Raw genomic sequence first — 24,152 nt, 5'->3', positions numbered from 1 at the left:
AATATGGTATAATAGACAAAATATCAAAATTAAATGAAATGGGAAATAGAAATGAAATTAAGAAGAAGTGATCGGATGGTTGTCATTTCCAACTATTTGATTAATAATCCTTATAAACTAACTAGTCTCAATACTTTTGCTGAAAAGTATGAATCTGCTAAATCATCCATCTCAGAAGATATCGTGATTATCAAACGAGCTTTTGAGGAAATCGAAATCGGTCATATCCAGACAGTAACTGGAGCCGGAGGTGGTGTCATCTTTACACCTTCTATTTCGAGCCAGGATGCCAAGGAAATGGTGGAGGACTTGCGTGCCAAGTTGTCAGAAAGCGATCGTATCTTGCCAGGTGGTTATATCTATCTGTCTGATTTGCTTAGTACACCATCTATCTTGAAAAATATTGGTCGCATTATTGCCAAGAGCTTTATGGACCAAAAAATTGATGCGGTTATGACCGTAGCGACTAAGGGTGTTCCACTTGCAAATGCAGTTGCCAATGTCCTCAATGTTCCCTTTGTTATTGTGCGCCGTGACCTGAAAATTACCGAAGGTTCAACTGTCAGCGTCAACTATGTATCCGGTTCAAGTGGTGACCGTATCGAGAAAATGTTCCTTTCAAAACGTAGTCTCAAGGCAGGAAGCCGTGTCTTGATTGTGGATGACTTCTTGAAAGGTGGCGGAACTGTCAACGGGATGATCAGCCTCTTGCGCGAGTTCGACTCAGAACTAGCAGGTGTAGCGGTCTTTGCGGACAATGCCCAAGAAGAACGTGAAAAGCAGTTTGACTACAAGTCACTCTTGAAGGTAACCAATATTGATGTCAAGAACCAAGCCATAGATGTTGAGGTTGGCAATATCTTTGACGAAGATAAATAAGAGATAGAACTAAAGGTTGGAACGATTGTCCCAGCCTTTCTTTGCAAATAGAATAGAAGGAAGCTTATGAAAACACCATTTATCAATAAAGAAGACTTAGAAGAGATTGTTGCCGAGTTCCCGACACCCTTTCACTTGTATGATGAGAAGGGGATTCGTGAGAAGGCAAGAGCCGTCAACCAAGCCTTTTCGTGGAACAAGGGCTTTAAGGAATATTTTGCAGTTAAGGCTACTCCAACACCAGCTATTTTGAAAATTCTCCAAGAGGAAGGCTGTGGTGTGGATTGCTCTAGTTATGTGGAGCTTTTGATGAGTCATAAACTGGATTTCCCTGGTTCTGAGATTATGTTCTCTTCAAACAACACGCCAGACAAGGAATACGCCTATGCGCGTGAATTGGGTGCGACCATTAACTTGGATGCCTTTGAAGATATTGAACATCTGGAGCGAGCAGCAGGAATTCCAGAAATCATCTCATGTCGTTACAATCCTGGAGGTGTTTTTGAGCTGGGGACAAACATAATGGATAATCCTGGAGAAGCCAAGTTTGGCATGACCAAGGACCAGCTCTTTGAAGCCTTTGCCATCTTGAAGGAAAAAGGAGCTAAGACTTTTGGGATTCACTCCTTCCTAGCGTCCAATACCGTGACCCATCTCTATTATCCAGAGTTGGCCCGTCAGCTTTTTGAATTGGCTGTTGAAATCAAGGAAAAGTTGGACATTTCGCTAGATTTTATCAATCTTTCTGGCGGTATTGGTGTCAACTATCGTCCAGACCAGGAGCCGAACGATATCGCCTTGATTGGTGAGGGGGTTCGTAAGGTATATGAAGAGGTACTTACGCCAGCAGGTCTTGGTCAGGTTAAGATTTACACCGAATTGGGTCGTTTTATGCTAGCCCCTCACGGTGCTTTGGTCACAAGAGTCACTCATAAGAAGAAAACTTACCGTACCTATCTAGGTGTGGATGCATCAGCAGTCAATCTCATGCGTCCAGCCATGTACGGAGCCTACCACCATATCACCAATCTGACTCACCCAGATGGACCATCTGAATTGGTAGATGTGGTCGGTTCACTCTGTGAAAACAATGATAAATTTGCAGTGAATCGGGAACTGCCTCATACAGAAATCGGTGATTTGCTGGTAATTCATGATACAGGTGCCCACGGTTTTTCAATGGGCTACCAGTACAACGCCAAACTTCGTTCTGCGGAAATCCTTTATACTGAAGAAGGTAAAGTCCGTCAAATCCGCCGTGCAGAGCGCCCTGAGGACTACTTTGCAACCTTGTATGGCTTTGATTTTGAAGAATAGAATGATAATTAATTGAAAATGAAATTGAAAAACAGATTGCTTTCTAAAAAATAGGCAAAAATCTTGTTTTTCCTTCGAGTCGTGATATAATAAAACTATAAAACGTTTTCAAGGAAGGTAACGATATGTCTGAAGAAACAATTGATTATGGACAAGTGACAGGAATGGTGCATTCGACAGAAAGCTTTGGGTCAGTAGATGGGCCTGGTATTCGCTTTATTGTCTTTTTGCAGGGCTGTCACATGCGTTGCCAGTATTGCCACAACCCGGACACTTGGGCTATGGAATCCAATAAATCACGTGAACGGACAGTAGATGATGTCTTGGCAGAGGCTTTGCGCTATCGCGGTTTCTGGGGAAATAAGGGTGGTATTACAGTCAGTGGGGGAGAAGCACTCTTGCAGATTGATTTCTTGATTGCCCTCTTTACCAAGGCTAAGGAACAAGGAATCCACTGTACCTTGGATACCTGTGCACTTCCTTTCCGTAATAAACCACGTTACCTTGAAAAGTTTGACAAATTAATGGCTGTTACTGACTTGGTTCTCTTGGATATCAAGGAAATCAACGAAGAACAGCACAAGATTGTTACTAGCCAAACCAATAAAAATATCTTGGCTTGTGCCCAGTATCTATCAGATATTGGAAAACCTGTCTGGATTCGCCACGTGCTAGTTCCAGGATTGACAGATAGAGATGATGACTTGATTGAACTTGGTAAGTTCGTCAAGACCCTCAAAAATGTTGATAAGTTTGAAATTCTACCTTATCACACCATGGGTGAGTTCAAATGGCGTGAATTGGGAATTCCTTATTCTCTCGAAGGGGTTAAACCACCAACAGCAGATCGCGTCAAGAACGCTAAAAAACTCATGGATACCGAAAGTTATCAAGACTATATGAAACGTGTACATGGATAAAAAGAAGCTGGATGGAAAAGAGCCCACTGAAAAAGTCATCAATTGATGGCTTTTTTGTTATACTAGAGATGAGGTGAAATGATGCTTGATAATCAGTTAACTATGGATGTCAGTCCTTATTCTAGTTTGTATAATATCGTGGTTCCTAAAACCCACTTTTTTCGTCAGCTAACTGAACTCTGTGATTTTAGCTTTATTCATGATGAACTAGAAAAGAATTATCGTCCCGATTTTGGGTGTAAAGCTTATTCACCGATTATGATGTTCAAATATCTCTTGTTAAAAGATATTTATAAGTTATCAGATATCGATGTGGTGGGACGTTCCTTGTCAGATATGGCCTTTAAATTTTTTCTTGGTCTAGCTCCTGAGGATTCTGTTATCGAGTCATCCTCTCTGACAAAATTTAGAAAGCTAAGAATTAAAGATGACAAACTGCTTGGTGTATTGATTCAGAAGTCTGTTCAAATTGCACTCGAACACAACTTGATTAAGAGTAAAATCCTCATTGTGGATGCCACTCACACCAAATCTCATTATAATCATAAGAAACTCCAAGAAATTCTTAGGAAGCGTTAAAAAGCTTTACGTAAAACGATTTATCAACATTCAGAAGATATCAAAATAGAATTTCCAAAGAAACCCCAAGAAGATAAACTCGAAGCAGAATTGACATATACAGAGGAGTCAATGGCTATGGTTAAAAAACACGAGGAACTCTTAGCCCTACCGGCTGTCTCTCAAAAGTTCAATTACCTAAAAGAGGCTGTTGAGGACGACTTAGAATACTTGGAAGCTTCTGTTAAGGAGGAGACTAGGCTCGGACATAAGACAGCCGACAGCTCTTTCTATGGATATAAAAGTCATATCGCTATGACGGATGAACGGATTATTACTGCTTGTGTGGTCACTTCTGGCGAACAAAGTGATAGGAAATATTTACCTGAGTTATATGCTAAAACAAAGGAAAATAGTCTGGACATCGAGACTATTATTAGTGATGCGGCTTATTCAGTAAAGGACAATATTCAACTAGCTCGCAAAGAAAAGATTCATTTGGTGTCAAAACTGAACCCTTCTGTTTCAAAAGGTTACCGTAAAGAAGAGGATGGGTTTGAATTTAATAAAGACGCAGGGCTATTTGTCTGTCCTGAAGGACACATGGCTATTCGCAAAACAAGGACAGGGAAAAAATATCAAAATAAGAATCAAGTTGTCACTCATTACTTTGACATTGAGAAGTGCAAGAGTTGCCTTTCCAAGGAAGGTTGTTATAAGGAGGGGACAAAGTCTAAAACTTATTCATTAGCTATTAAGAGGAACGACCATCTTTTCCAGAAGAAATTTCAGGAAACATCTTATTTTAAAGAAATTACCAGACATCGCTATAAAATCGAAGCGAAGAATGCCGAACTAAAACATAGACATGGCTTTGATGTCGCAAGGGCATCAGGTCTTTTCAACATGGAATTACAGGCAGCAACAAGCATATTCGTGGTCAATATGAAACGAATTATGACCTTAATAAATACAAAATAACCGAGGAATTCGCTCAAATTGATGAGAGATTCCTCGGTTTTCAGTTTATTAAAAGTAAGAGGCTTATTTTTTCAGTGGGCTAAGTTTTTAATGTTTGTCTTTTATATATCTAATCTTCAAATTGTTTAATAATAAAACATTAAAAGGCGTATCTAAAAAATGTAAATGCTTGCTAAAAACGGATTTTCATAAAAATCTTCTTTTTAAAAAATAGAATTATGTTAAAATACTAAAGAGGTGTAAATTATCAGATTATTTCAGCCGTACAGTGTAATTTGTAGATATTTCATAATTTTACGGCCTTTCAAAAATAGGATTGATTTTATTTGTAAGTAATGAAAAGTTTGAGAACAATTTAGTCACGTTCTACTTCAACGTATAAGTATTAGTTTAGGTGACGACAAAAATTAATTGTCCTACCATATTTGAATAGAGTTTTTTGAGAAATGGTTTAACCTTTACTTTGTATAGCACAGACTTTTCTGGAAAGGAGTATTAAGACAGATTTTACGAAGAATAAATAATTTGATAATCAAAAAGACAGTCAAAGAGTAACTTGAAAGATATTATTGCAATAGGAGATATTTAAATGAAGGAAGTTTTAAAACTAAGAAAACGCAGAACAGGCCAATGGGTAACTGTTGCTGGTATGGTATTAATTGGTGCATGTATGACAATCGGGAATACAGTGGTTTTTGCAGATGATACTCAAACATACCCGATTGAGGCATCAAATAGTAATAAATTTAATTTAACGGACTCCCCCTCTCCTTTAAGTAGTGAAAATTTAGGAACAAATAATCGAGGGCATGAGGTAGCTACTTTACCATCTACAGGACACGTTGATTCAAGTGCCAAAACCACACCAGAATATTTGATGAGTGAATCGTCAACTGTTTCTTTAGTCACAAGTGATGTGGCGACTACAGAGACCTCAACCTCAGTATTGGCTAGTCTTTCTGAAGTCGCACCAACTAAGTCAACCGACAGCTCTGAAACGCTAGTGCCCTCAACTTTATCGGAAGATCCAAAGCATTCATCAACTTCAGAGGGGGCAGTAGCTGAAGTTAAAAGCCACTCTGAAACACTAGTAGAACATTCTACTAATAGTAATAATGAAGAGGAAAGTGGTGATAATTTAATTTACGATATACACAATCAAGAAGTGACAATTACTGATATCAAGCGAAAAGAAACAATTAAAAAACTGATTATTCCTCAAAGAATTTCTAATTATAGAGTCACCGAAATAGGTTCTTCAGCTTTTTCAGGTTCTAGTTTGAAGGAAGTAGTATTACCAAAAACGTTAACGAAGATAGGCGATTCTGCCTTTAGAGGTACCCAGTTGACAAAACTTACCCTTCCAGAAGGCATCACCGAAATAGGTTCTTCAGCTTTTTCAGGTTCTAGTTTGAAAGAGGTAGTATTACCAAGTACGCTAACGAAGATAGGCGATTCTGCTTTTAGTGGGACACAGTTGAGAGACATCACTCTTCCAACCAGTGTCACAACTATAGGAAGTAGAGCCTTTGGATCTATTGATAGTTTAAGCAGCGTTGTTATTCCAAAGAATTTGAGTAATGCTTATGGAGCTTTTGAGGGTTCACAACATCTCAAGACAATTCATTTTGAAGAAGGCCTAACTAAGATAGCTGACGGTCTTTTTAAAGGTTCAGGGATTTCGAGCATAACAATTCCTAAGACAGTCACTGAAATAGGATACGAAGCTTTCCGTAATACAAGAATTACAGAACTTTATATTCCAGACAGTGTTACTAAGTTAGGTGATAATTCCTTTAGTTTTTCTGATAACTATTCTAATGATTTACCTTCTCTTACTAAAGTTAGCTTGCCATCAGAGTTGCAATCAACTAGTTCACCATTCTATGGACAGAAGAATCTCAAGGAAGTAGTGCTTCGTGGAAATTGGAAGACAATTCCAAGTGGATTGTTTTCTGGAACAGGAATTGAAAAACTAGTGATTCCAGAGGGTGTTACTGAAATAGGGGCAGGTGCCTTTTCAGGTTCTAGTTTGAAGGAAGTAGTATTACCAAAAACGTTAACGAAGATAGGCGACTCTGCTTTTAGTGGGACACAATTGACGAGACTTACCTTGCCAGAGGGCATCACCGAAATAGGTTCTTCAGCTTTTTCAGGTTCTAGTTTGAAGGAAGTAGTATTACCAAGTACGCTAACACAGATAGGCGATTATGCTTTTAGTAGGACACAGTTGAAAAACATCACTCTTCCAACAAGTGTCACAGCTATAGGAAGTGGAGCCTTTGGATCTATTGATAGTTTAAGCAGCGTTGTTATTCCAAAGAATTTGAGTGATGCTTACAGAGCTTTTGAGGGTTCACAACATCTCAAGACCATTCATTTTGAAGAAGGCATAACTAAGATAGCTAGCGGTCTTTTTAAAGGTTCAGGAATTTCGAGTATCACAATTCCTAAGACAGTCACTGAAATAGGATACGAAGCTTTCCATAATACAAGAATTACAGAACTTTATATTCCAGACAGTGTTACTAAGTTAGGTTCTAATTCCTTTAGTTTTTCTGATAACTATTCTAATGATTTACCTCCTCTTACTAAAGTTAGCTTGCCATCAGAGTTGCAATCAACTAGTTCACCATTCTATGGACAGAATAATCTCAAGGAAGTAGAGCTTCGTGGAAATTGGAAGACCATTCCAGGAGGATTGTTTTCTGGAACAGGAATTGAAAAGTTAGTGATTCCAGAGGGAGTTACTGAGATAGGTGAAGGTGCTTTTTCAGGCTCTAGTTTGAAGGAAGTAGTATTACCAAGTACGTTAAGGAAGATAGGAAATTCTGCTTTTAGTGGGACACAGTTGACAAATATGTCGGTTCCTTCTAGTGTTAGGGAAATTGGCTCTTATGCCTTTAATAGTACGCCACTTGAGGTAATTAATTTACCTTATGGTTTGCAAGTAATCGGTAGTGGAGCTTTTCGAAACACCAAGCTTGAAACAATTGAGATCCCAGAAGGTGTGACTTATCTTGATGATTACACTTTAGCCAATATTCCAACACTGAAGTCTGTGTATCTTCCAAAAAGTTTGACAGCTTTCGTTCAGTCTTGGAATACACCTTCTGAAAGCGTAGAATACCATGTTTATCTGGATTCTTTTGCTTTAGAATATATGATTGAAAAACAACTTAACTTTAAACTTCGTGATGAAAATGTAGCAAATGATGACAGTAAAGTATTAGACAGTAGCAATTCCTACTATCTGACAACTACAACAGGTACTCGTCGACAAGGATATTTAGGTCTAGACTTAAAGTACGCTATAAAAAAAGATAAATCAAGTGATGATGGTAAGTATGTCCTTCACCTCAATATACCATCTACAACGAAAGTTTTTGAAAGTAAAATACGAGTAAATGGCCAAGATGTAACGGCAACAGTTTCTAATGGTTATCTTGATATTCCTGTTTCAGAAGAGATAGGTAAGATTAAGTTAATGCTGATGACAGAAAATAGAGAACTCACTAATGTTCGTTTATTTGCACAGCTTTCCTATCAAAAAGATAGAAAAAAAGTATCCGAAAATATTGGAGCTATCAATGTTAATATACCTGTCTTAACACTAACAGCTAATCAGGTAACATCAAGGAGTTACTCTCGTATTAGTGGAGTAGCTGACCCTAATGACAAGGTAATTGCTTATCTTGATGATATGGTTGTTGGTCAAGTCAAGACCAAAAAAGATGGAAGTTATACCTTTGATATACCTCTGGTAACTCCTGTAGACAACAAAGAATATACAATCAAAGTGAAGGCTTTATCATCAGATGGTCGAGAAATCAGTGAGACAACAACAGTTCGCTATGAGAAAAATTATCCTGAGTTAGTGAACTTTATCATGCGTCATAATGGCTATACTTATAATTTGAAAGAGAACCAAGACAAAGTTCCAGTCATCAGTTTTAGACCTGGTGGACAATTTGATTTTGAGGTTGAATATACGAATACCAGTGGCAACGATAGTCTCTATCTTGTCAGTAGTCGCGAAGGTATTAATAAAGTTATTGAGCTAAAATGGGATGTTAAAAAAGAAAAATACGTTTATACTGGCTACTTTGACCAAGAAAATACTAATTATGTTCCTGGTAAAATGACTCTTTATCTTGAAAAAGGTGTTGCACCATCAGAAACTATATATAATAGTGAAGTTCAGGATAATTTATCACTACGTACTGCTGGCAAAAGTTTAGTATTAGATAGTGATGGGGATGGATATCCTGATATAGTAGATAAACACAGAAACGCCTGGGACGTAGGAGACCGGGATTTGGCAATTTTCTCATTATTAAGTTATAAATCAGAAAAAGAAATTAAAAAAATCTTCCTTGATAAGAGTTTTAATGACAAGGGCTTAAACATAGGAGGATTAGACCAGTCTTTATTTGAAAATTGGCGATTATTGGGTTCACCTGTCTTTTTACCAGGAGTTGCATACATTAATGTTTATAGATTTGTAAATGATAAGACAAAAGAAATTGTTTTAGCTATACGTGGTACAGATGAGGAGGTAAGAGAAGGTGGCGATAGAGGAATAGAAAAGCCTTTTTTAAGCCCAGAATGGATAGATAATTATCTTAAAATATGGGCTGGCGTATCTTTAGATAAAGACGTAATAAAGACCTCTCTTAATTTGTTGTTGCCTAGCGGTAGTGATTATGATGTATCAATTGTTGGGCATTCTAGAGGCTCCTATCTTGCATATATTTTAGCAGCAAAAATGTTAACAAATAGATTAATAGCTCAAGATTATGAAAAAATTGATAGTGTTATTGATACTAAAAAATTAATTAGAGGAAATCTAAAAAATGTTGTTACTTTTAATGGTGTCGGACTTGCTGCAGAGAAAGAACAAATGCTTGCATTGGTGAAGGGACTGATTGAAAAACTGATACAAAATGCAGCAGGAGGTAATTTAGTATTAACGTTGCAAAAAATAAAAGACGAGCTATCAGGCACGGATTTTCAGTCAGAAAAGGAACTAATTGAGTTATTACAATCCTCAGGTTTAACAAGGGCTTATAGTATAATAGGAGATAAGGTTAGCGATCCATTCCGTAATGGAATTGGAATTGGTGTACATCCTAATATAGTTTTGCCAAGATATGAAAAAAAGCAGCTTATTAATCCAGAGAATGGAGAATTAAGTGAGCATGATATTCATAATTTTTTATATTATTTATCACAAGGAGTTAGAAACTCGAAAAATCAGTTTAGGGGAATTGGTGATTTAAAGTCAAACGAAGTCAATGAAAGAATTAGCAGTAGTGCACTCTCAGATTTTAAATTTGTGATAGACCCATCCGGTATTGTAATCAATGATGTTTCTAAGAATCCTATTACTGGTGCAATAACCACAATTTATTATCGAGGTGAAAATGGTGAAGAAGTGCTATGGGATGCAGGTGAGTATTCACAGTTTAATCCTTTGTTTACGACAGTTAATGGCGAGTATGCTTGGGATGTGCCAGAGGGATTCTGGAAAGTCAAGGTAAGTAAAGAGGGATATGAGTCTGCTGAGTCTGACTGGCTTCCAGTACCACCACCTCAGACAGAAGTACATTTCAACTTAAAACCATTGTCTTATAAGATAACTTATAAAGTTGGAGATGGCATATTAAAGGAAGATGTTCCAAGGAGCTACCAAACTGATGTAGATACGGAGTTGCCTTATCCTGTTCGTAAAGGATACGTTTTTAAAGGATGGTATTTAGATGATAATTTCTCAGGTGAACCTTTCTTTAATACATTGTTCGATAAAGCAGGTGACAAGGTGCTTTATGCTAAGTGGGAAAAGGACACAAAAATTCTAAGTGATGATGATAACGTTGTTACGGTGACAGTTTCTGGAAATGATGTAAATGTGATTGGCAAGGTTGTTAGAAAGGAAGTTACTAATGCTGATATCTTGGAAAAGGTTGGGGAACATAATAACCTTCTTATGGAAATTCAAGCTTTAGATGATGATGGTAATATAGTATCCTTATCTGAAGACGCTAAAATTGAACTAGCAGTGATTTCAGGTCAAAAACCTTATAAGGTGTTACATTATGTAAAAGATAAGTCGACTTTTGAGGAGGTACCATTTAATTGGAATGAAAAGGACAAAAACATTTCCTTAACCACGTCAACTTTAGGGGTTTATTTGATTCAAAATAAATTGACAGAAAAACAAATGACTTCTAAGGTTCGTCAAGAAAGTCGAGTTCTTAAGACAGATAAGATTGAATATGTTGATGATTCAAGTCTCGATGCAGGCAAAGTTCGAGAAGTTGCAGCAATAAACGGAAAAGTTTTAGTAGAAATCACAGACGTATATGTAAATGGTGAGTTGCAATCAAGTACAGAAAAAGAATTATCACGTATTGAACCGCAAGCTAAGAAGGTTTATCGAGGAACAAAACAGGTATCTCACGTCCCAGATGTTGCACCAATGGAGAATAATAAACCAGAGGCTATTATTGAAACTAAGGTTCGTCAAGAAAGTCGAGTTCTTAAGACAGATAAGATTGAATATGTTGATGATTCAAGTCTCGATGCAGGCAAAGTTCGAGAAGTTGCAGCAATAAACGGAAAAGTTTTAGTAGAAATCACAGACGTATATGTAAATGGTGAGTTGCAATCAAGTACAGAAAAAGAATTATCACGTATTGAACCGCAAGCTAAGAAGGTTTATCGAGGAACAAAACAGGTATCTCACGTTCCAGATGTTGCACTAATAGAGCAAAATAAACCAGAGGCTATTATTGAAACCAAGGTTCGTCAAGAAAGTCGAGCTCTTAAGACTGATAAGGTTGAATACGTTGATGATTCAAGTCTAGATGTAGGCAAAGTTAGAGAAGTTGCAGCAATAAACGGAAAAGTTTTAGTAGAAATCACAGACATTTATGTAAATAGTGAGTTGCAATTAAGTACAGAAAGAGAATTATCACGTATTGAACCGCAAGCTAAGAAGGTTTATCGAGGAACAAAACAGGTATCTCACGTCCCAGATGTTGCACCAATTGAGGTTAATAGAATCGAACGTAATAATATTACGAAAGAGCATCCAGGGGTTTCTATTGCGATAAATACTAAGTTAGAGCCAGTAGTGATGAATCAATCGTCTTCTGAACCTCTTTCGTCAAAAGAAACAACCATAAGAACTAAGGGTTATTTACCAAATACAAGTAGTGAATATAGTTATGGTTTTGAGTTGGCAGGTATTATTGCTTTAGCAACGGCTCATTTTGGAATAATCTCAAATAAGAGAAAGAAAAATATAAAAAACTAGTTATTAGTGATGGATTAACTCAACTTCAAGAATTATTCCACATTAAGACTAATGAGAAAGTTCTCAGAAGTGATATTCGGCTCTATAATATTTGTAGTGGGTAAATCCCCTATGAATATTATAGAGCCTATTTTGTTGTAGAAAAAAAGTCCCATAAGATCTATAATGAAAAGCGACAAAATAACTCATTATAAAGATTTATATGGAACAATTACATTTTATCACAAAACTTCTCGATATCAAAGACCCTAATATCCAAATTATAGATATCGTTAATAGAGATACCCACAAAGAAATCATCGCTAAACTGGATTATGAGGCTCCAACTTGTCCTGATTGCGGAAGCCAAATGAAGAAATATGATTTTCAAAAACTATCTAAGATTCCTTACCTCGAAACGACTGGTATGTCTACCAGAATCCTTCTGAAAAAACGCCGTTTTAAGTGCTATCAATGCTCTAAAATGATGGTCGCTGAAACTTCTATCGTCAAGAAGAATCACCAAATCCCTCGTATCATCAACCAAAAGATTGCTCAAAAGTTGATTGAAAAGACTTCTATGACCGATATTGCCTCATCAGCTGGTCATATCAACTTCAACTGTTATTCGCAAGCTCAATGATTTTCACTTTGAGCATGATTTTTCTCGCCTTCCTGAGATTATGTCTTGGGATGAGTACGCCTTCACCGAGGGAAAGATGAGCTTCATTGCACAAGATTTTGACAAGCTCAATATCATCACTGTTCTTGAGGGCAGAACACAAGCTATCATTCGAAATCACTTTGACTTAGCTAAATAGCTTTTTCCGTGTGCTAAAATCGTTCTTGATCGTTTCCATATTGTCCAACACTTGAGTCGTGCTATGAGTCGTGTTCGTGTCCAAATCATGAATCAGTTTGAACGAAAATCCCATGAATACAAGGCTATCAAGCGCTACTGGAAACTCATTCAACAAGATAGTCGGAAGCTCAGCGATAAACGTTTTTATCGCCCTACTTTTCGCATACACTTGACCAATAAAGAGATTCTAGATAAACTTTTGAGCTATTCAGAAGACTTGAAATACCACTATAATCTCTATCAACTCTTGATGTTTCACTTTCAGAATAAAAAGCCTGACAAATTTTTCGGACTCATTGAGGACAATCTAAAGCAGGTTCATCCTCTTTTTCAGACTATCTTTAAAACCTTTCTAAAGGACAAAGAGAAAATCATCAATGCCCTTCAGTTACCCTATTCCAATGCTAAATTGGAAGCCACCAATAATCTAATCAAACTTATTAAGCGAAATGCATTTGGATTTCGAAACTTTGAAAACTTCAAAAAACGGATTTTTATTACTCTGAATATCAAAAAAGAAAGGACGAAATTTGTCCTTTCTAGATCTCAGCTTTTCTTCAACCCACTACAGTTGACAAAGAGCCAATCTACGTAGCTTTATCTCGAACGTTGTTTTCCAGCGTTGCGATTTTTGGGTTTTTTCTTGCTTGTGATAGCAGTTGGTTGTTCAGGGGTAACGTCTTTTCGTCCACTTGGTGTAGAGAAAGTACGTGCTTTTGGTGGGTTCTTGGCTAGTTCTTCACGGACTTTTTTGCGAAGTTTTGGACGAACGATATAGTTGACGATAAACTGTTGGAGAATCATCATGAAACCACCGACAACCCAGTAAAGTGTGACACTAGCTGGTGAGAAGAGGGAGAAGACGACGATCATGAGTGGGCTCATGTAAATCATTTTCTTGATTTGTTCTCTCTGCATTTCATCTTCTACTCCGTGAAGTGAAAGAAGCGATTGAAGATAGTAAAGAACACCAGCACAGGCAACTAAAATTAAACTAGGTGAACCTAAAGGAATACCTAGGTAGCTTGCTTGAGCAACACCTTCAGTATGTTGGGCAGCAAAGTAGATAGCTGAGAAGAATGGCATTTGAATGAGGATAGGGAAACATCCTACACCACCAAACATGCTGATGCCGTGCTCTTTTTGAGCAGCAAAGAGGGCTTGTTGGGCTTCGAGTTTTTCTTCTTGAGTCGTTGCTTCTTTGAGACGCGTTTGATGTGGCTCAAGGACGTGCTTGAGGGCATTCATCTTTTCAGAGTGAAGCGTTGCCTTCCATGATTGGTAGATACCAAGTGGCAAGATAATCAAGCGTACGATAATGGTCACGATAATGATAGCGATACCAAAACCTAGACCTTTATCAGTAGCGAAGTACTTAATAGCTTCTCCCATCGGAGCACCCAAGAAATCCCAAACGGGACCAATTGGCTTACCTGTTGCTTTATCAATCTGAACGCAACCTGTCAAGACGAGCAACATAGCCACTCCCATAGCTGAGAGTGCAAAACGTTTAATAGATTTCACTGTTTTTATTCCTTCTTTAAAAATTATACCTTTCTATTCTACTGTTTTTTTACAAAATATACAATAGTTCTAGAGACCTAATTTGCGATTTTAAAGTCAGGGTAGGGAGGAAAGTTGCTCAGTTTGACATCTAAGTAGCTGACTTTTGAAAAAGGTGTGGGTCCTTTGCGGATTTCTTGAATAAATTTTGCCATGGTAGCAGATGAGTCTGCTTGGGCTAAGATTTCGACTGTACCATCGTCGTTATTCCATACCCGACCTGTGATACCACCAATTTCAAGTGCCAGGCTGTAAACACCCCAACGAAATCCAACTCCCTGCACTCTACCTTGGGCAATCATTCTAACCTTTTGCATACCAAACCCCTTTGATTGTGTTATAATATTTCTATGACTATTATAACCTCAAAAGCCAATTCTGTGGTAAAAAATGCCAAGAAATTACACCAAAAAAAATACCGCAAGTCTGCTTATTTGATTGAAGGCTGGCACTTGTTTGAAGAAGCTGTTCAAGCTGGAGTGACGATTGAGAAGATCTTTGCCCTAGAAAATTACCGAGATCAGTTAGCTGCTTTTCCGCAAACTGTCTGGGTGTCAGAGGATATTTTGCTAGATTTGGCGGATTCTCAGACTCCACAGGGAATTGTTGCCGTGGTTCAAAAAGAAGAAGTAGGACAAGCTGACTTTAGTCAGGGCAAGTTCTTATTTTTGGAAGATGTGCAAGATCCTGGTAATGTGGGAACGATTATTCGGACTGCGGATGCAGCAGGTTTTACTGGAGTGATTGTCTCAGATAAATCGGCAGATATCTACAGTCTCAAGACCTTACGTTCCATGCAAGGCAGTCATTTCCATCTGCCTATTTACCGAATGTCTAGTCAAGCGCTTCTCGAGGAAGCTAAGAAGGCAGTTATCCCTGTGCTAGCAACAACTCTATCTAAAGGCTCTGTTGATTATAGAGAACTGCCTCCTATAGACAATTTTGTACTAGTCATGGGGAATGAGGGTCAAGGAATTAGTCCCCTCATGGCTGAAAGTGCAGACCAGTTGGTCCACATTAGTATGAAGGGGCAGGCGGAGAGTTTGAATGTTGCCGTTGCAGCTGGTATTTTGATTTTCCATTTAAGCTAATTTTAACTTTCTTTGTTATAATCAAGGAAAGATGTTCATAGAAAAGGAGAAAAGATGAATCACACTATTATTCACGACCGCGCAGGTCTCAATCAATTTTACGCTAAGGTTTATGCCTTTGTTGGTCTGGGAATCGGACTATCTGCTTTGGTATCAGGCCTTATGTTGACGGTCTTTCAGTCTCAGCTAGTTTACTTTTTGATGCAGGGGCGTCTCTGGTTGACCATTGCTACTTTTGCGGAGTTAGCCCTAGTCTTTGTTGCCAGTAGTATGGCTTCAAAGAATAGCCCAGCGGCTCTTCCAGTATTTTTACTTTACTCAGTATTAAACGGCTTTACCCTCAGTTTTGTGGTGGCCTTCTATACTTCAGGTACAGTTTTATCTGCCTTTGTGTCGAGCGCCCTTCTCTTTTTTGTCATGGCGGCAGTTGGTATGTTCACTAAGAAAGATTTGAGTGGGATTGGTCGTGCTATGATGGCTGCCCTTATCGGTTTGATTATTGCTATGATAGTCAATATTTTCTTGGCTAGTGGGTTCTTTGATTATATGATTAGTGTAGCCATGATCTTGGTTTTCTCTGGGCTGATTGCTTGGGACAACCAAAGGATTCGCCTTGCCTATGAACAATCACAAGGTCGTGTAGCGACAGGTTGGGTTGTGTCAATGGCTCTTAGTATCTATCTTGATTTTATCAATCTCTTCCTAAGTATTCTACGTATCTTTGGTCGCAATGACTAAAAGGTCTATGAAATCAGTGTTTTGAGTGACACTGATTTTTTTATATTTGCTCTTTTCTTTTCTTGAAAATAGGTGTATAATGCTTTTAACTAATTTTTGAGGAGTAGTTTATGAAGAAAAGTTTTATTCATCAACAAGAAGAAATTTCCTTTGTCAAAAACACTTTTACCCAGTATTTGAAAGATAAGTTAGAAGTTGTCGAAGTTCAAGGTCCTATCTTGAGTAAGGTCGGCGATGGGATGCAGGATAACTTATCAGGTGTGGAGAATGCCGTATCGGTCAAGGTTCTCCAAATCCCTGATGCTACTTATGAAGTGGTGCATTCACTTGCTAAATGGAAACGCCATACCTTGGCTCGTTTTGGTTTCGGTGAGGGTGAAGGTCTTTTCGTCCACATGAAGGCCCTTCGTCCAGATGAAGATTCGCTGGATGCGACCCACTCTGTTTATGTTGACCAGTGGGACTGGGAAAAAGTCATTCCAAATGGACAACGCAACATTGCCTATCTAAAAGAAACAGTTGAAAAGATTTACAAGGCTATTCGTCTTACTGAGTTAGCTGTTGAAGCCCGCTATGACATCGAGTCAATCTTGCCAAAACAAATCACTTTTATCCATACAGAAGAGTTGGTCGAGCGCTACCCAGACTTGACGCCGAAAGAACGTGAAAATGCTATCTGTAAAGAATTTGGAGCTGTTTTCTTGATTGGTATCGGTGGTGAATTACCAGACGGTAAACCGCACGATGGACGTGCACCAGACTATGATGACTGGACAAGTGAGTCTGAAAATGGCTACAAGGGTCTAAATGGTGATATTCTTGTCTGGAATGAATCTCTAGGTGGAGCCTTTGAGCTATCTTCTATGGGAATCCGTGTAGATGAAGAAACGCTTCGCCGTCAGGTTGCTATTACAGGTGATGAAGACCGCTTGGAGTTGGAATGGCACAAGGCTTTGTTGAATGGCCTATTCCCATTGACAATCGGTGGAGGAATTGGACAATCTCGTATGGCCATGTTCTTACTTCGCAAGAAACACATCGGAGAAGTGCAAACAAGTGTTTGGCCTCAAGAAGTCCGCGATACTTACGAAAATATTTTGTAGAGAATCGAACCGCAAGGTTCGGTTTTCTTTCTCTTTTTGCCCATAATTTGGTATAATAAACGGTATGAAAATCGTATCAGGAATCTATGGGGGACGTCCCCTCAAGACACTAGAAGGCAAGACGACAAGACCCACTTCGGATAAGGTTAGGGGAGCCATTTTTAACATGATTGGTCCTTACTTTGAAGGTGGACGAGTCTTGGACCTTTATGCAGGTAGTGGTGGTTTATCTATCGAGGCAGTATCGCGTGGCATGTCCAGCGCTGTTTTGGTGGAGCGAGACCGTAAGGCTCAGGCTATCGTGGCTGAAAATATTCAGATGACCAAGGAAGTTGGAAAATTTCAACTCCTCAAGATGGATGCAGAAAGGGCATTGGAACAGGTATCTGGGGAATTTGATCTCATCTTCTTAGACCCTCCTTATGCTAAGGAACAAATCGTAGCAGATATTGAAAAAATGGCTGAAAAAGAGCTTTTTTCTGAAGATGTCATGGTCGTGTGTGAGACGGATAAGGCCGTTGAACTTCCAGAAGAAATTGCCTGCCTGGGTATCTGGAAGGAAAAAATTTATGGAATTAGTAAGGTGACAGTCTATGTCAGATAAGATTGGCTTATTCACAGGCTCATTTGATCCGATGACAAATGGGCATCTGGATATGATTGAACGGGCGAGCAGACTCTTTGATAAGCTCTATGTCGGTATTTTTTTTAATCCCCACAAACAAGGATTTCTCCCTATCGAAAATCGTAAACGGGGGCTAGAAACGGCTTTGAAACATTTGGGAAATGTTGAAGTCGTGTTTTCACATGATGAATTGGTGGTTGATGTTGCAAAAAGACTAGGGGCTACTTTCCTAGTGCGAGGTTTGAGAAATGCGTCGGATTTGCAATATGAGGCCAGTTTTGATTACTACAACCATCAGCTGTCTCCTAATATAGAGACCATTTATTTACATAGTCGACCTGAACATCTCTATCTCAGTTCATCAGGCGTTAGAGAGCTTTTGAAGTTTGGTCAGGATACTACCAGCTATGTTCCCGAGAGTATTTTGGAGGAAATAAGAAATGAAAAAAAAGATTAGATGGCCCTTATATGTCATTGCGGCCTTGATTGTGACCTTTTTGGCATTTGTAGTGCCTTTGCCCTATTATATAGAGGTTCCAGGTGGTTCGGAAGATATTCGCCAAGTCCTTAAAGTCAATGACACAGAAGATAAGGAAGCTGGGGCTTATCAATTCGTTACGGTTGGTGTCCAGCACGCTACTTTAGCCCATATGATTTATGCTTGGTTGACGCCTTTTACAGATATTCGTAGTGCCAAAGAGACTACAGGTGGCTCTTCCGATGTTGAATTTATGCGGATCAATCAATTCTACATGCAAACATCGCAAAACATGGCCAAGTATCAAGGACTAAAAACAGCTGGTAAGGATATTGAACTCAAATACCTTGGGGTTTATGTTTTGACTGTGACAGATAATTCAACCTTTAAAGGGATTCTCAACATCTCTGATACGGTCACAGCAGTCAATGATCAGACCTTTGATAGTTCCAAAGATTTGATTGATTATGTCAATTCTCAAAAATTAGGGGACTCAGTCAAGGTAACTTATGAAGAAGATGGGCAAACCAAGTCTGCAGAAGGAAAGATTATCACCTTGGAAAATGGTAAAAATGGTATTGGAATCGGTTTGATTGACCGTACGGAAGTGACCAGTGATGTCCCAATTCGCTTTTCAACAGCTGGTATCGGCGGTCCAAGTGCAGGTCTCATGTTTAGTCTGGCAATCTATACCCAAATAGCTGACCCTGGTCTTCGTAATGGTCGTATCGTTGCCGGTACCGGAACTATTGACCGTGATGGTAATGTGGGGGATATTGGAGGTATTGATAAGAAAGTTGTAGCTTCGGCTAGAGAAGGTGCCGCGATTTTCTTTGCCCCTGATAACCCTGTTAGCGAAGAAGAACAAAAAGCGCATCCGGATGCGAAAAACAACTACCAAACAGCCCTGGAAGCAGCTAGAACAATCAAGACAGATATGAAAATCGTGCCAGTTAAAACCCTACAAGATGCAATTGATTACTTGAAAAACAATCCCTAATTTTTGAGTGAAGTTTCCAAACTAGCGCACAAACATAGAAGATGGTATAATAGTCAAATGGTTCAATTATTATTCACTCTAAGCAGTCACATGCTCTTTATTTATGTGAGTTTTTACCTTTTAAAGAATCTTGTTAGATGGGAAAAGGTTTTAAAAGTGACAGCTGAGAATACAGGAAAAGTTCGTTTACTAGTAGCTTTTTTCAGCATTGTAATGGGCTATATCTTGAGTTCTTTCTTTATCAGCCTATATCAGTTGTGGCAAGAAGCGCTTAGAGGATTATTATAAAATCAAGAGTAAAGGAAATAAGTATGGAAAAAATTGTGGTTCAAGGTGGCGATAATCGTCTGGTAGGAAGTGTTACGATTGAAGGAGCAAAGAATGCAGTCTTGCCTTTGTTGGCAGCGACTATTCTAGCAAGTGAAGGAAAGACTGTCTTGCAGAATGTTCCTATCTTGTCAGATGTTTTCACTATGAATCAGGTGGTTCGTGGTTTAAATGCCAAGGTGAATTTTGATGAGGAGGCTCATCTTGTGGAGGTGGACGCGACTGGCGATATCACTGAGGAAGCTCCTTACAAGTATGTCAGCAAGATGCGCGCATCTATCGTTGTCTTGGGTCCAATTCTTTCCCGTGTAGGTCATGCCAAAGTATCCATGCCAGGTGGTTGTACGATTGGTAGCCGCCCTATTGATCTGCATTTGAAAGGTCTAGAAGCTATGGGGGCTAAGATTAGTCAGACAGCTGGTTATATCGAAGCCAAGGCTGATCGCTTACATGGAGCTCATATCTATATGGACTTCCCAAGTGTTGGTGCTACGCAGAACTTAATGATGGCAGCGACTCTGGCTGATGGGGTGACAGTGATTGAAAATGCTGCGCGTGAGCCTGAGATTGTGGACCTAGCTATTCTCCTAAATGAAATGGGAGCCAAGGTCAAAGGGGCTGGTACAGAGACCATTACCATTACTGGTGTGGAGAAACTTCACGGTACGACTCACAATGTGGTACAAGACCGTATCGAAGCTGGAACCTTTATGGTGGCTGCTGCCATGACTGGTGGTGATGTCTTGATTAAAGACGCTGTTTGGGAGCACAACCGTCCCTTGATTGCTAAGTTGCTTGAAATGGGAGTGGAAGTGACAGAGGAGACTGAAGGTATTCGAGTTCGCTCTCAACTAGAAAATCTAAAAGCTGTCCATGTAAAAACCTTGCCCCACCCAGGTTTTCCAACGGATATGCAGGCCCAATTTACAGCCTTGATGACCGTTGCAAAAGGGGAATCAACTATGGTGGAGACAGTTTTTGAAAATCGTTTCCAACATCTAGAAGAAATGCGCCGCATGGGCTTGCATTCTGAGATTATCCGTGATACAGCTCGTATTGTTGGTGGACAAGCTTTGCAGGGGGCAGAAGTTCTTTCAACTGACCTTCGTGCCAGCGCAGCCTTGATTTTGACAGGTTTGGTAGCACAAGGAGAAACCGTGGTTGGTAAATTAGTCCACTTGGATAGAGGCTACTACCGTTTCCATGAGAAGTTGGCGCAGCTAGGTGCTAAGATTCAGCGGATTGAGGCAAGTGATGAAGATGAATAAGAAATCAAGCTACGTAATCAAGCGTTTACTTTTAGTCATACTAGTACTGATTTTAGGTGCTCTAGCCCTAGGTATCGGCTTAATGGTCGGTTATGGAATCTTGGGCAAGGGTCAAGACCCATGGGCTATCCTGTCCCCAGCAAAATGGCAGGAATTGATTCATAAATTTACAGGAAATTAGGCTGGGAGACCAGCCTTTTTATAAAGAATAAGGAGAAATATGAACAAAAAAACAAGACAGACACTGATTGGGCTGTTAGTGTTATTGCTTTTGTCTGCAGGTAGCTATTATATCAAGCAGATGCAGTCGACAGCTAATAGTCCCAAAACCAAGCTTAGTCAGAAAAAACAAGCGTCTGAAGCTCCTAGTCAAGCATTGGCAGAAAGTGTCTTAACAGATGCAGTCAAAAGCCAAATAAAAGGGAGTCTTGAGTGGAATCGCTCAGGTGCTTTTATCGTCAATGGTAATAAAACAAATCTAGATGCCAAGGTTTCAAGTAAGCCCTACGCTGATAATAAAACAAAGACAGTGGGCAAGGAAACGGTACCAACCGTAGCTAATGCCCTCTTGTCTAAGGCTACTCGCCAGTACAAGAATCGGGAAGAAACTGGGAATGGTTCGACTTCTTGGACTCCTCCAGGTTGGCATCAAGTTAAAAATCTAAAGGGGACTTATACTCATGCAGTCGATAGAGGTCACTTGTTGGGTTATGCCTTAATCGGTGGCTTGGATGGTTTTGATGCCTCGACAAGCAATCCTAAAAATATTGCTGTTCAGACAGCCTGGGCAAATCAGGCACAGGTCGAGGATTCGACTGGTCAAAACTACTATGAAAGTATGGTACGTAAAGCCTTGGACCAAAACAAGCGTGTCCGTTACCGTGTAACCCTTTATTACGCTTCAAACGAGGACTTAGTTCCTTCAGCTTCACAGATTGAAGCCAAGTCTTCAGACGGAGAATTGGAATTTAATGTTCTAGTTCCCAATGTTCAAAAGGGGCTTCAACTGGATTACCGAACTGGAGAAGTGACTGTAACTCAGTAAAAGATAACATAAACTCCTATGTCACTTGTGGATGTAGGAGTTCTTCTTTTACTAGTTTCAGCAGGGCTACAATAGATACTGATACTCAATGGAAATCAAAGTACAAATTAGGAGGCTAGTCGCAGGTTGCTCAAAGTACTGCTTTGAGGTTGTAGATAAGACTGACGAAGTCAGCTCAAAACACTGTTTTGAGGTTGCAGATAGAACTGACGAAGTCAGTAACCATACATAAGGCAAGGTTAAGTTGACGTGGTTTGAAGAGATTTTCGAAGAGTATGAGAAAAAATAATATGTATTGGATCATATTTTGTGATATAATAAAGGATAAGATACTATTTTAGGAGAAGAACTATGGAAGACCCAAGTAGTCAGAACTTGTTGCTACAATTTGTTTTATTGTTTATCTTGACGGTGTTAAATGCCTTTTTCTCAGCCACAGAAATGGCCATGGTGTCACTAAACCGTGCGCGGGTTGAACAAAAGGCAGAAGAAGGAGATAGACGCTATATCCGTCTGTTGAAGGTACTAGAAAATCCTAATCACTTTTTATCAACCATTCAAGTAGGGATTACCCTGATTACGATTTTGTCAGGGGCGAGTTTGGCAGAAACTCTAGGACGAGAAATTGTCTCTTGGCTTGGAAATAGCGAAACAGCTTATGCTATTGCAAGTTTTCTATCTTTAGCATTTTTGACTTATATTTCCATCGTTTTTGGGGAATTGTATCCTAAGAGAATCGCTCTTAATCTAAAGGATGCCTTGGCGATTCGTACAGCGCCAGTTATCATTGGGCTGGGGAAACTAGTTAGTCCCTTTGTTTGGCTCTTGTCTGCCTCTACCAATCTCTTGAGTCGCTTGACTCCTGTGGCCTTTGACGATGCTGATGAAAAAATGACCCGTGATGAAATTGCCTACATGCTGACAAATAGTGAAGAAACACTAGATGCTGATGAAATTGAGATGTTACAGGGGATTTTTTCACTAGATGAACTGATGGCCAGAGAAGTCATGGTTCCTCGAACGGATGCCTTCATGGTTGATATTAAGGATGATAGTCAAACCATTATCCAAAGTATTTTAAAACAAAATTATTCTCGTATCCCTGTATATGATGGAGACAAGGATAACGTGATTGGGATTATTCATACCAAGAGTCTTCTTAAGGCAGGTTTTGTAGACGGTTTTGACAATATTGTTTGGAAGAAAATTTTACAAGATCCACTCTTTGTTCCTGAAACCATTTTTGTAGATGACTTGCTAAAAGAATTGCGCAATACCCAAAGACAAATGGCAATATTGCTAGATGAATACGGTGGTATGGCTGGTTTAGTGACTCTGGAAGACCTCTTAGAGGAAATCGTTGGGGAAATCGATGATGAAACGGACAAAGCAGCAATAGATGTTCATCAGATTGGCGATGATACTTACATTGTTCAAGGTACCATGAATCTCAATGATTTTAATGACTACTTTGATGTTGAACTGGAAAGTGATGACGTTGATACTATCGCTGGTTATTATTTGACAGGAGTTGGAACCATTCCAACGACTGAGAAGCTCAGCTATGAATTGATCAGCCAAAACAAACAGCTTATCCTAATCAATGATAAAGTAAAAAATGGACGTGTTACCAAGGTAAAAGTCCAAATTACAGAAGTCGAAATAGAAGAAGAAACAGAGTAAACTAGAGGCTTTTGTCACCAGGTGTGACGAAGCTTTTTTCAGTTGATTTCAAAAGATTGTCTTCTAAAAAGAAGTCTGCCCCAAATTCGTGTTCCAAAAGTTTTTGTAAGTTATATGTATTTATCCGATGAAAAAGAAAAAAGCCCTTTAAACTGGGCTTTCTGTTTAAATGAAACCTGATAAATCAAGTTACAGAAGGCGGTAGACGGATTTGAACCGACGATCAAGCTTTTGCAGAGCCGTGCCTTACCACTTGGCTATACCGCCTTAACGTTTATTATTATACCTTGAAAATGATTTTCAGTCAATAGCTTTTTCAGATTTTTTGTATCAATAAGCCTAAATATTCTGAAAATTCGTTTACTTTTCTTGAAATATCTTAAAATATATGGTATAATCAATAATAATCTATAC

Annotated in this window: 18 protein-coding genes, 1 tRNA gene and 2 pseudogenes; 18 read left to right on the top strand and 3 right to left on the bottom strand. The window is 39.0% G+C overall.

Annotation, left to right across the window (positions count from 1 at the left end):
• Positions 1–51 precede the first annotated feature (51 nt).
• From purR to FJR77_RS04445, 6 genes and pseudogenes are all read left to right on the top strand, one after another.
• Positions 52–879: a pur operon repressor gene (purR, locus tag FJR77_RS04470; RefSeq protein WP_140833331.1), complete on the top strand. Its 828-nt coding sequence runs from the start codon at positions 52–54 to the stop codon at positions 877–879.
• A 66-nt stretch (positions 880–945) separates the two neighbouring features.
• Entirely contained in the window at positions 946–2,196 is a 1,251-nt protein-coding gene (locus tag FJR77_RS04465) for a diaminopimelate decarboxylase (protein ID WP_140833333.1), read from the top strand.
• A gap of 125 nt (positions 2,197–2,321) precedes the next feature.
• Complete coding sequence (pflA, locus tag FJR77_RS04460; RefSeq protein WP_033683045.1) at positions 2,322–3,116, top strand: pyruvate formate-lyase-activating protein; 795 nt, start codon at positions 2,322–2,324, stop codon at positions 3,114–3,116.
• Between the two features lie 81 nt (positions 3,117–3,197).
• Positions 3,198–4,655, top strand: a pseudogene (locus FJR77_RS04455) (IS1182 family transposase).
• A gap of 589 nt (positions 4,656–5,244) precedes the next feature.
• Complete coding sequence (locus FJR77_RS04450; RefSeq protein WP_140833335.1) at positions 5,245–11,976, top strand: leucine-rich repeat protein; 6,732 nt, start codon at positions 5,245–5,247, stop codon at positions 11,974–11,976.
• 202 nt (positions 11,977–12,178) lie between these two features.
• Positions 12,179–13,412: pseudogene (locus FJR77_RS04445) on the top strand (transposase).
• Positions 13,413–13,414: 2 nt separating this feature from the next.
• Here the strand turns inward: FJR77_RS04445 and yidC are convergent.
• Together yidC and FJR77_RS04435 are read right to left on the bottom strand one after the other, a co-directional pair.
• Positions 13,415–14,341, bottom strand: coding sequence for a membrane protein insertase YidC (gene yidC, locus FJR77_RS04440; RefSeq protein WP_140833337.1), 927 nt, complete (start codon positions 14,339–14,341; stop codon positions 13,415–13,417).
• A 77-nt stretch (positions 14,342–14,418) separates the two neighbouring features.
• A complete protein-coding gene (locus FJR77_RS04435; RefSeq protein ID WP_001174616.1) occupies positions 14,419–14,697 on the bottom strand; it encodes an acylphosphatase in 279 nt (92 codons plus the stop codon).
• Positions 14,698–14,730: 33 nt separating this feature from the next.
• Between FJR77_RS04435 and FJR77_RS04430 the strand changes: the two genes are divergently transcribed.
• The 12 genes from FJR77_RS04430 (at position 14,731) to FJR77_RS04380 (ending at position 23,738) form a co-directional block, all read left to right on the top strand.
• Positions 14,731–15,471 (top strand): TrmH family RNA methyltransferase, encoded by a 741-nt coding sequence (locus FJR77_RS04430; protein WP_140833339.1) that lies wholly within the window; start codon positions 14,731–14,733, stop codon positions 15,469–15,471.
• 54 nt (positions 15,472–15,525) lie between these two features.
• Positions 15,526–16,209 (top strand): Bax inhibitor-1/YccA family protein, encoded by a 684-nt coding sequence (locus tag FJR77_RS04425; RefSeq protein WP_140833341.1) that lies wholly within the window; start codon positions 15,526–15,528, stop codon positions 16,207–16,209.
• A gap of 110 nt (positions 16,210–16,319) precedes the next feature.
• Positions 16,320–17,312 (top strand): aspartate--ammonia ligase, encoded by a 993-nt coding sequence (gene asnA, locus FJR77_RS04420; RefSeq protein WP_000747988.1) that lies wholly within the window; start codon positions 16,320–16,322, stop codon positions 17,310–17,312.
• 64 nt (positions 17,313–17,376) lie between these two features.
• Positions 17,377–17,916, top strand: a complete 540-nt coding sequence (rsmD, locus tag FJR77_RS04415; protein WP_125386650.1) for a 16S rRNA (guanine(966)-N(2))-methyltransferase RsmD — start codon at positions 17,377–17,379, stop codon at positions 17,914–17,916.
• Positions 17,906–18,394 carry a pantetheine-phosphate adenylyltransferase gene (coaD, locus tag FJR77_RS04410; RefSeq protein ID WP_140833343.1) on the top strand — a complete coding sequence of 163 codons (489 nt, stop codon included), beginning with the start codon at positions 17,906–17,908 and terminating at the stop codon, positions 18,392–18,394. Before rsmD ends, coaD begins: the two co-directional genes overlap by 11 nt.
• Complete coding sequence (locus tag FJR77_RS04405) at positions 18,378–19,415, top strand: SepM family pheromone-processing serine protease (RefSeq protein ID WP_140833345.1); 1,038 nt, start codon at positions 18,378–18,380, stop codon at positions 19,413–19,415. The genes coaD and FJR77_RS04405 overlap by 17 nt, the downstream gene beginning before the upstream one ends.
• Before the next feature lie 57 nt (positions 19,416–19,472).
• Entirely contained in the window at positions 19,473–19,703 is a 231-nt protein-coding gene (locus tag FJR77_RS04400; protein WP_138706243.1) for a DUF1146 family protein, read from the top strand.
• A gap of 23 nt (positions 19,704–19,726) precedes the next feature.
• Positions 19,727–21,010: a UDP-N-acetylglucosamine 1-carboxyvinyltransferase gene (gene murA / locus FJR77_RS04395; RefSeq protein WP_140833347.1), complete on the top strand. Its 1,284-nt coding sequence runs from the start codon at positions 19,727–19,729 to the stop codon at positions 21,008–21,010.
• The gene (locus tag FJR77_RS04390; RefSeq protein WP_181146597.1) at positions 21,003–21,191 is read left to right on the top strand and encodes a DNA-directed RNA polymerase subunit beta; all 189 of its coding nucleotides are present in this window, start codon (positions 21,003–21,005) and stop codon (positions 21,189–21,191) included. Before murA ends, FJR77_RS04390 begins: the two co-directional genes overlap by 8 nt.
• 39 nt (positions 21,192–21,230) lie before the next feature.
• Complete coding sequence (gene endA / locus FJR77_RS04385) at positions 21,231–22,055, top strand: DNA-entry nuclease EndA (RefSeq protein WP_140833349.1); 825 nt, start codon at positions 21,231–21,233, stop codon at positions 22,053–22,055.
• Between the two features lie 88 nt (positions 22,056–22,143).
• Entirely contained in the window at positions 22,144–22,287 is a 144-nt protein-coding gene (locus FJR77_RS10140; RefSeq protein WP_181146598.1) for a hypothetical protein, read from the top strand.
• A gap of 119 nt (positions 22,288–22,406) precedes the next feature.
• Positions 22,407–23,738: a hemolysin family protein gene (locus FJR77_RS04380; protein ID WP_140833351.1), complete on the top strand. Its 1,332-nt coding sequence runs from the start codon at positions 22,407–22,409 to the stop codon at positions 23,736–23,738.
• A gap of 196 nt (positions 23,739–23,934) precedes the next feature.
• Here the strand turns inward: FJR77_RS04380 and FJR77_RS04370 are convergent.
• Positions 23,935–24,005 (bottom strand) — tRNA-Cys (locus tag FJR77_RS04370).
• Positions 24,006–24,152 lie beyond the last annotated feature (147 nt).

Source organism: Streptococcus shenyangsis, from assembly GCF_006385785.1.
GTDB classification, from domain to species: Bacteria; Bacillota; Bacilli; order Lactobacillales; family Streptococcaceae; genus Streptococcus; species Streptococcus shenyangsis.
This window is presented reverse-complemented; position numbering and strand designations above follow the sequence as displayed.

What these genes read in the sequence shown, in the direction of transcription:
- purR (WP_140833331.1), top strand. Translation starts at nt 52, where the DNA reads ATGAAATTAAGAAGAAGTGATCGGATGGTTGTCATTTCCAACTATTTG.
- FJR77_RS04465 (WP_140833333.1), top strand. Translation starts at nt 946, where the DNA reads ATGAAAACACCATTTATCAATAAAGAAGACTTAGAAGAGATTGTTGCC.
- pflA (WP_033683045.1), top strand. Translation starts at nt 2,322, where the DNA reads ATGTCTGAAGAAACAATTGATTATGGACAAGTGACAGGAATGGTGCAT.
- FJR77_RS04450 (WP_140833335.1), top strand. Translation starts at nt 5,245, where the DNA reads ATGAAGGAAGTTTTAAAACTAAGAAAACGCAGAACAGGCCAATGGGTA.
- FJR77_RS04435 (WP_001174616.1), bottom strand. Translation starts at nt 14,697, where the DNA reads ATGCAAAAGGTTAGAATGATTGCCCAAGGTAGAGTGCAGGGAGTTGGA.
- FJR77_RS04430 (WP_140833339.1), top strand. Translation starts at nt 14,731, where the DNA reads ATGACTATTATAACCTCAAAAGCCAATTCTGTGGTAAAAAATGCCAAG.
- FJR77_RS04425 (WP_140833341.1), top strand. Translation starts at nt 15,526, where the DNA reads ATGAATCACACTATTATTCACGACCGCGCAGGTCTCAATCAATTTTAC.
- asnA (WP_000747988.1), top strand. Translation starts at nt 16,320, where the DNA reads ATGAAGAAAAGTTTTATTCATCAACAAGAAGAAATTTCCTTTGTCAAA.
- rsmD (WP_125386650.1), top strand. Translation starts at nt 17,377, where the DNA reads ATGAAAATCGTATCAGGAATCTATGGGGGACGTCCCCTCAAGACACTA.
- coaD (WP_140833343.1), top strand. Translation starts at nt 17,906, where the DNA reads ATGTCAGATAAGATTGGCTTATTCACAGGCTCATTTGATCCGATGACA.
- FJR77_RS04405 (WP_140833345.1), top strand. Translation starts at nt 18,378, where the DNA reads ATGAAAAAAAAGATTAGATGGCCCTTATATGTCATTGCGGCCTTGATT.
- FJR77_RS04400 (WP_138706243.1), top strand. Translation starts at nt 19,473, where the DNA reads ATGGTTCAATTATTATTCACTCTAAGCAGTCACATGCTCTTTATTTAT.
- murA (WP_140833347.1), top strand. Translation starts at nt 19,727, where the DNA reads ATGGAAAAAATTGTGGTTCAAGGTGGCGATAATCGTCTGGTAGGAAGT.
- FJR77_RS04390 (WP_181146597.1), top strand. Translation starts at nt 21,003, where the DNA reads ATGAATAAGAAATCAAGCTACGTAATCAAGCGTTTACTTTTAGTCATA.
- endA (WP_140833349.1), top strand. Translation starts at nt 21,231, where the DNA reads ATGAACAAAAAAACAAGACAGACACTGATTGGGCTGTTAGTGTTATTG.
- FJR77_RS10140 (WP_181146598.1), top strand. Translation starts at nt 22,144, where the DNA reads ATGGAAATCAAAGTACAAATTAGGAGGCTAGTCGCAGGTTGCTCAAAG.
- FJR77_RS04380 (WP_140833351.1), top strand. Translation starts at nt 22,407, where the DNA reads ATGGAAGACCCAAGTAGTCAGAACTTGTTGCTACAATTTGTTTTATTG.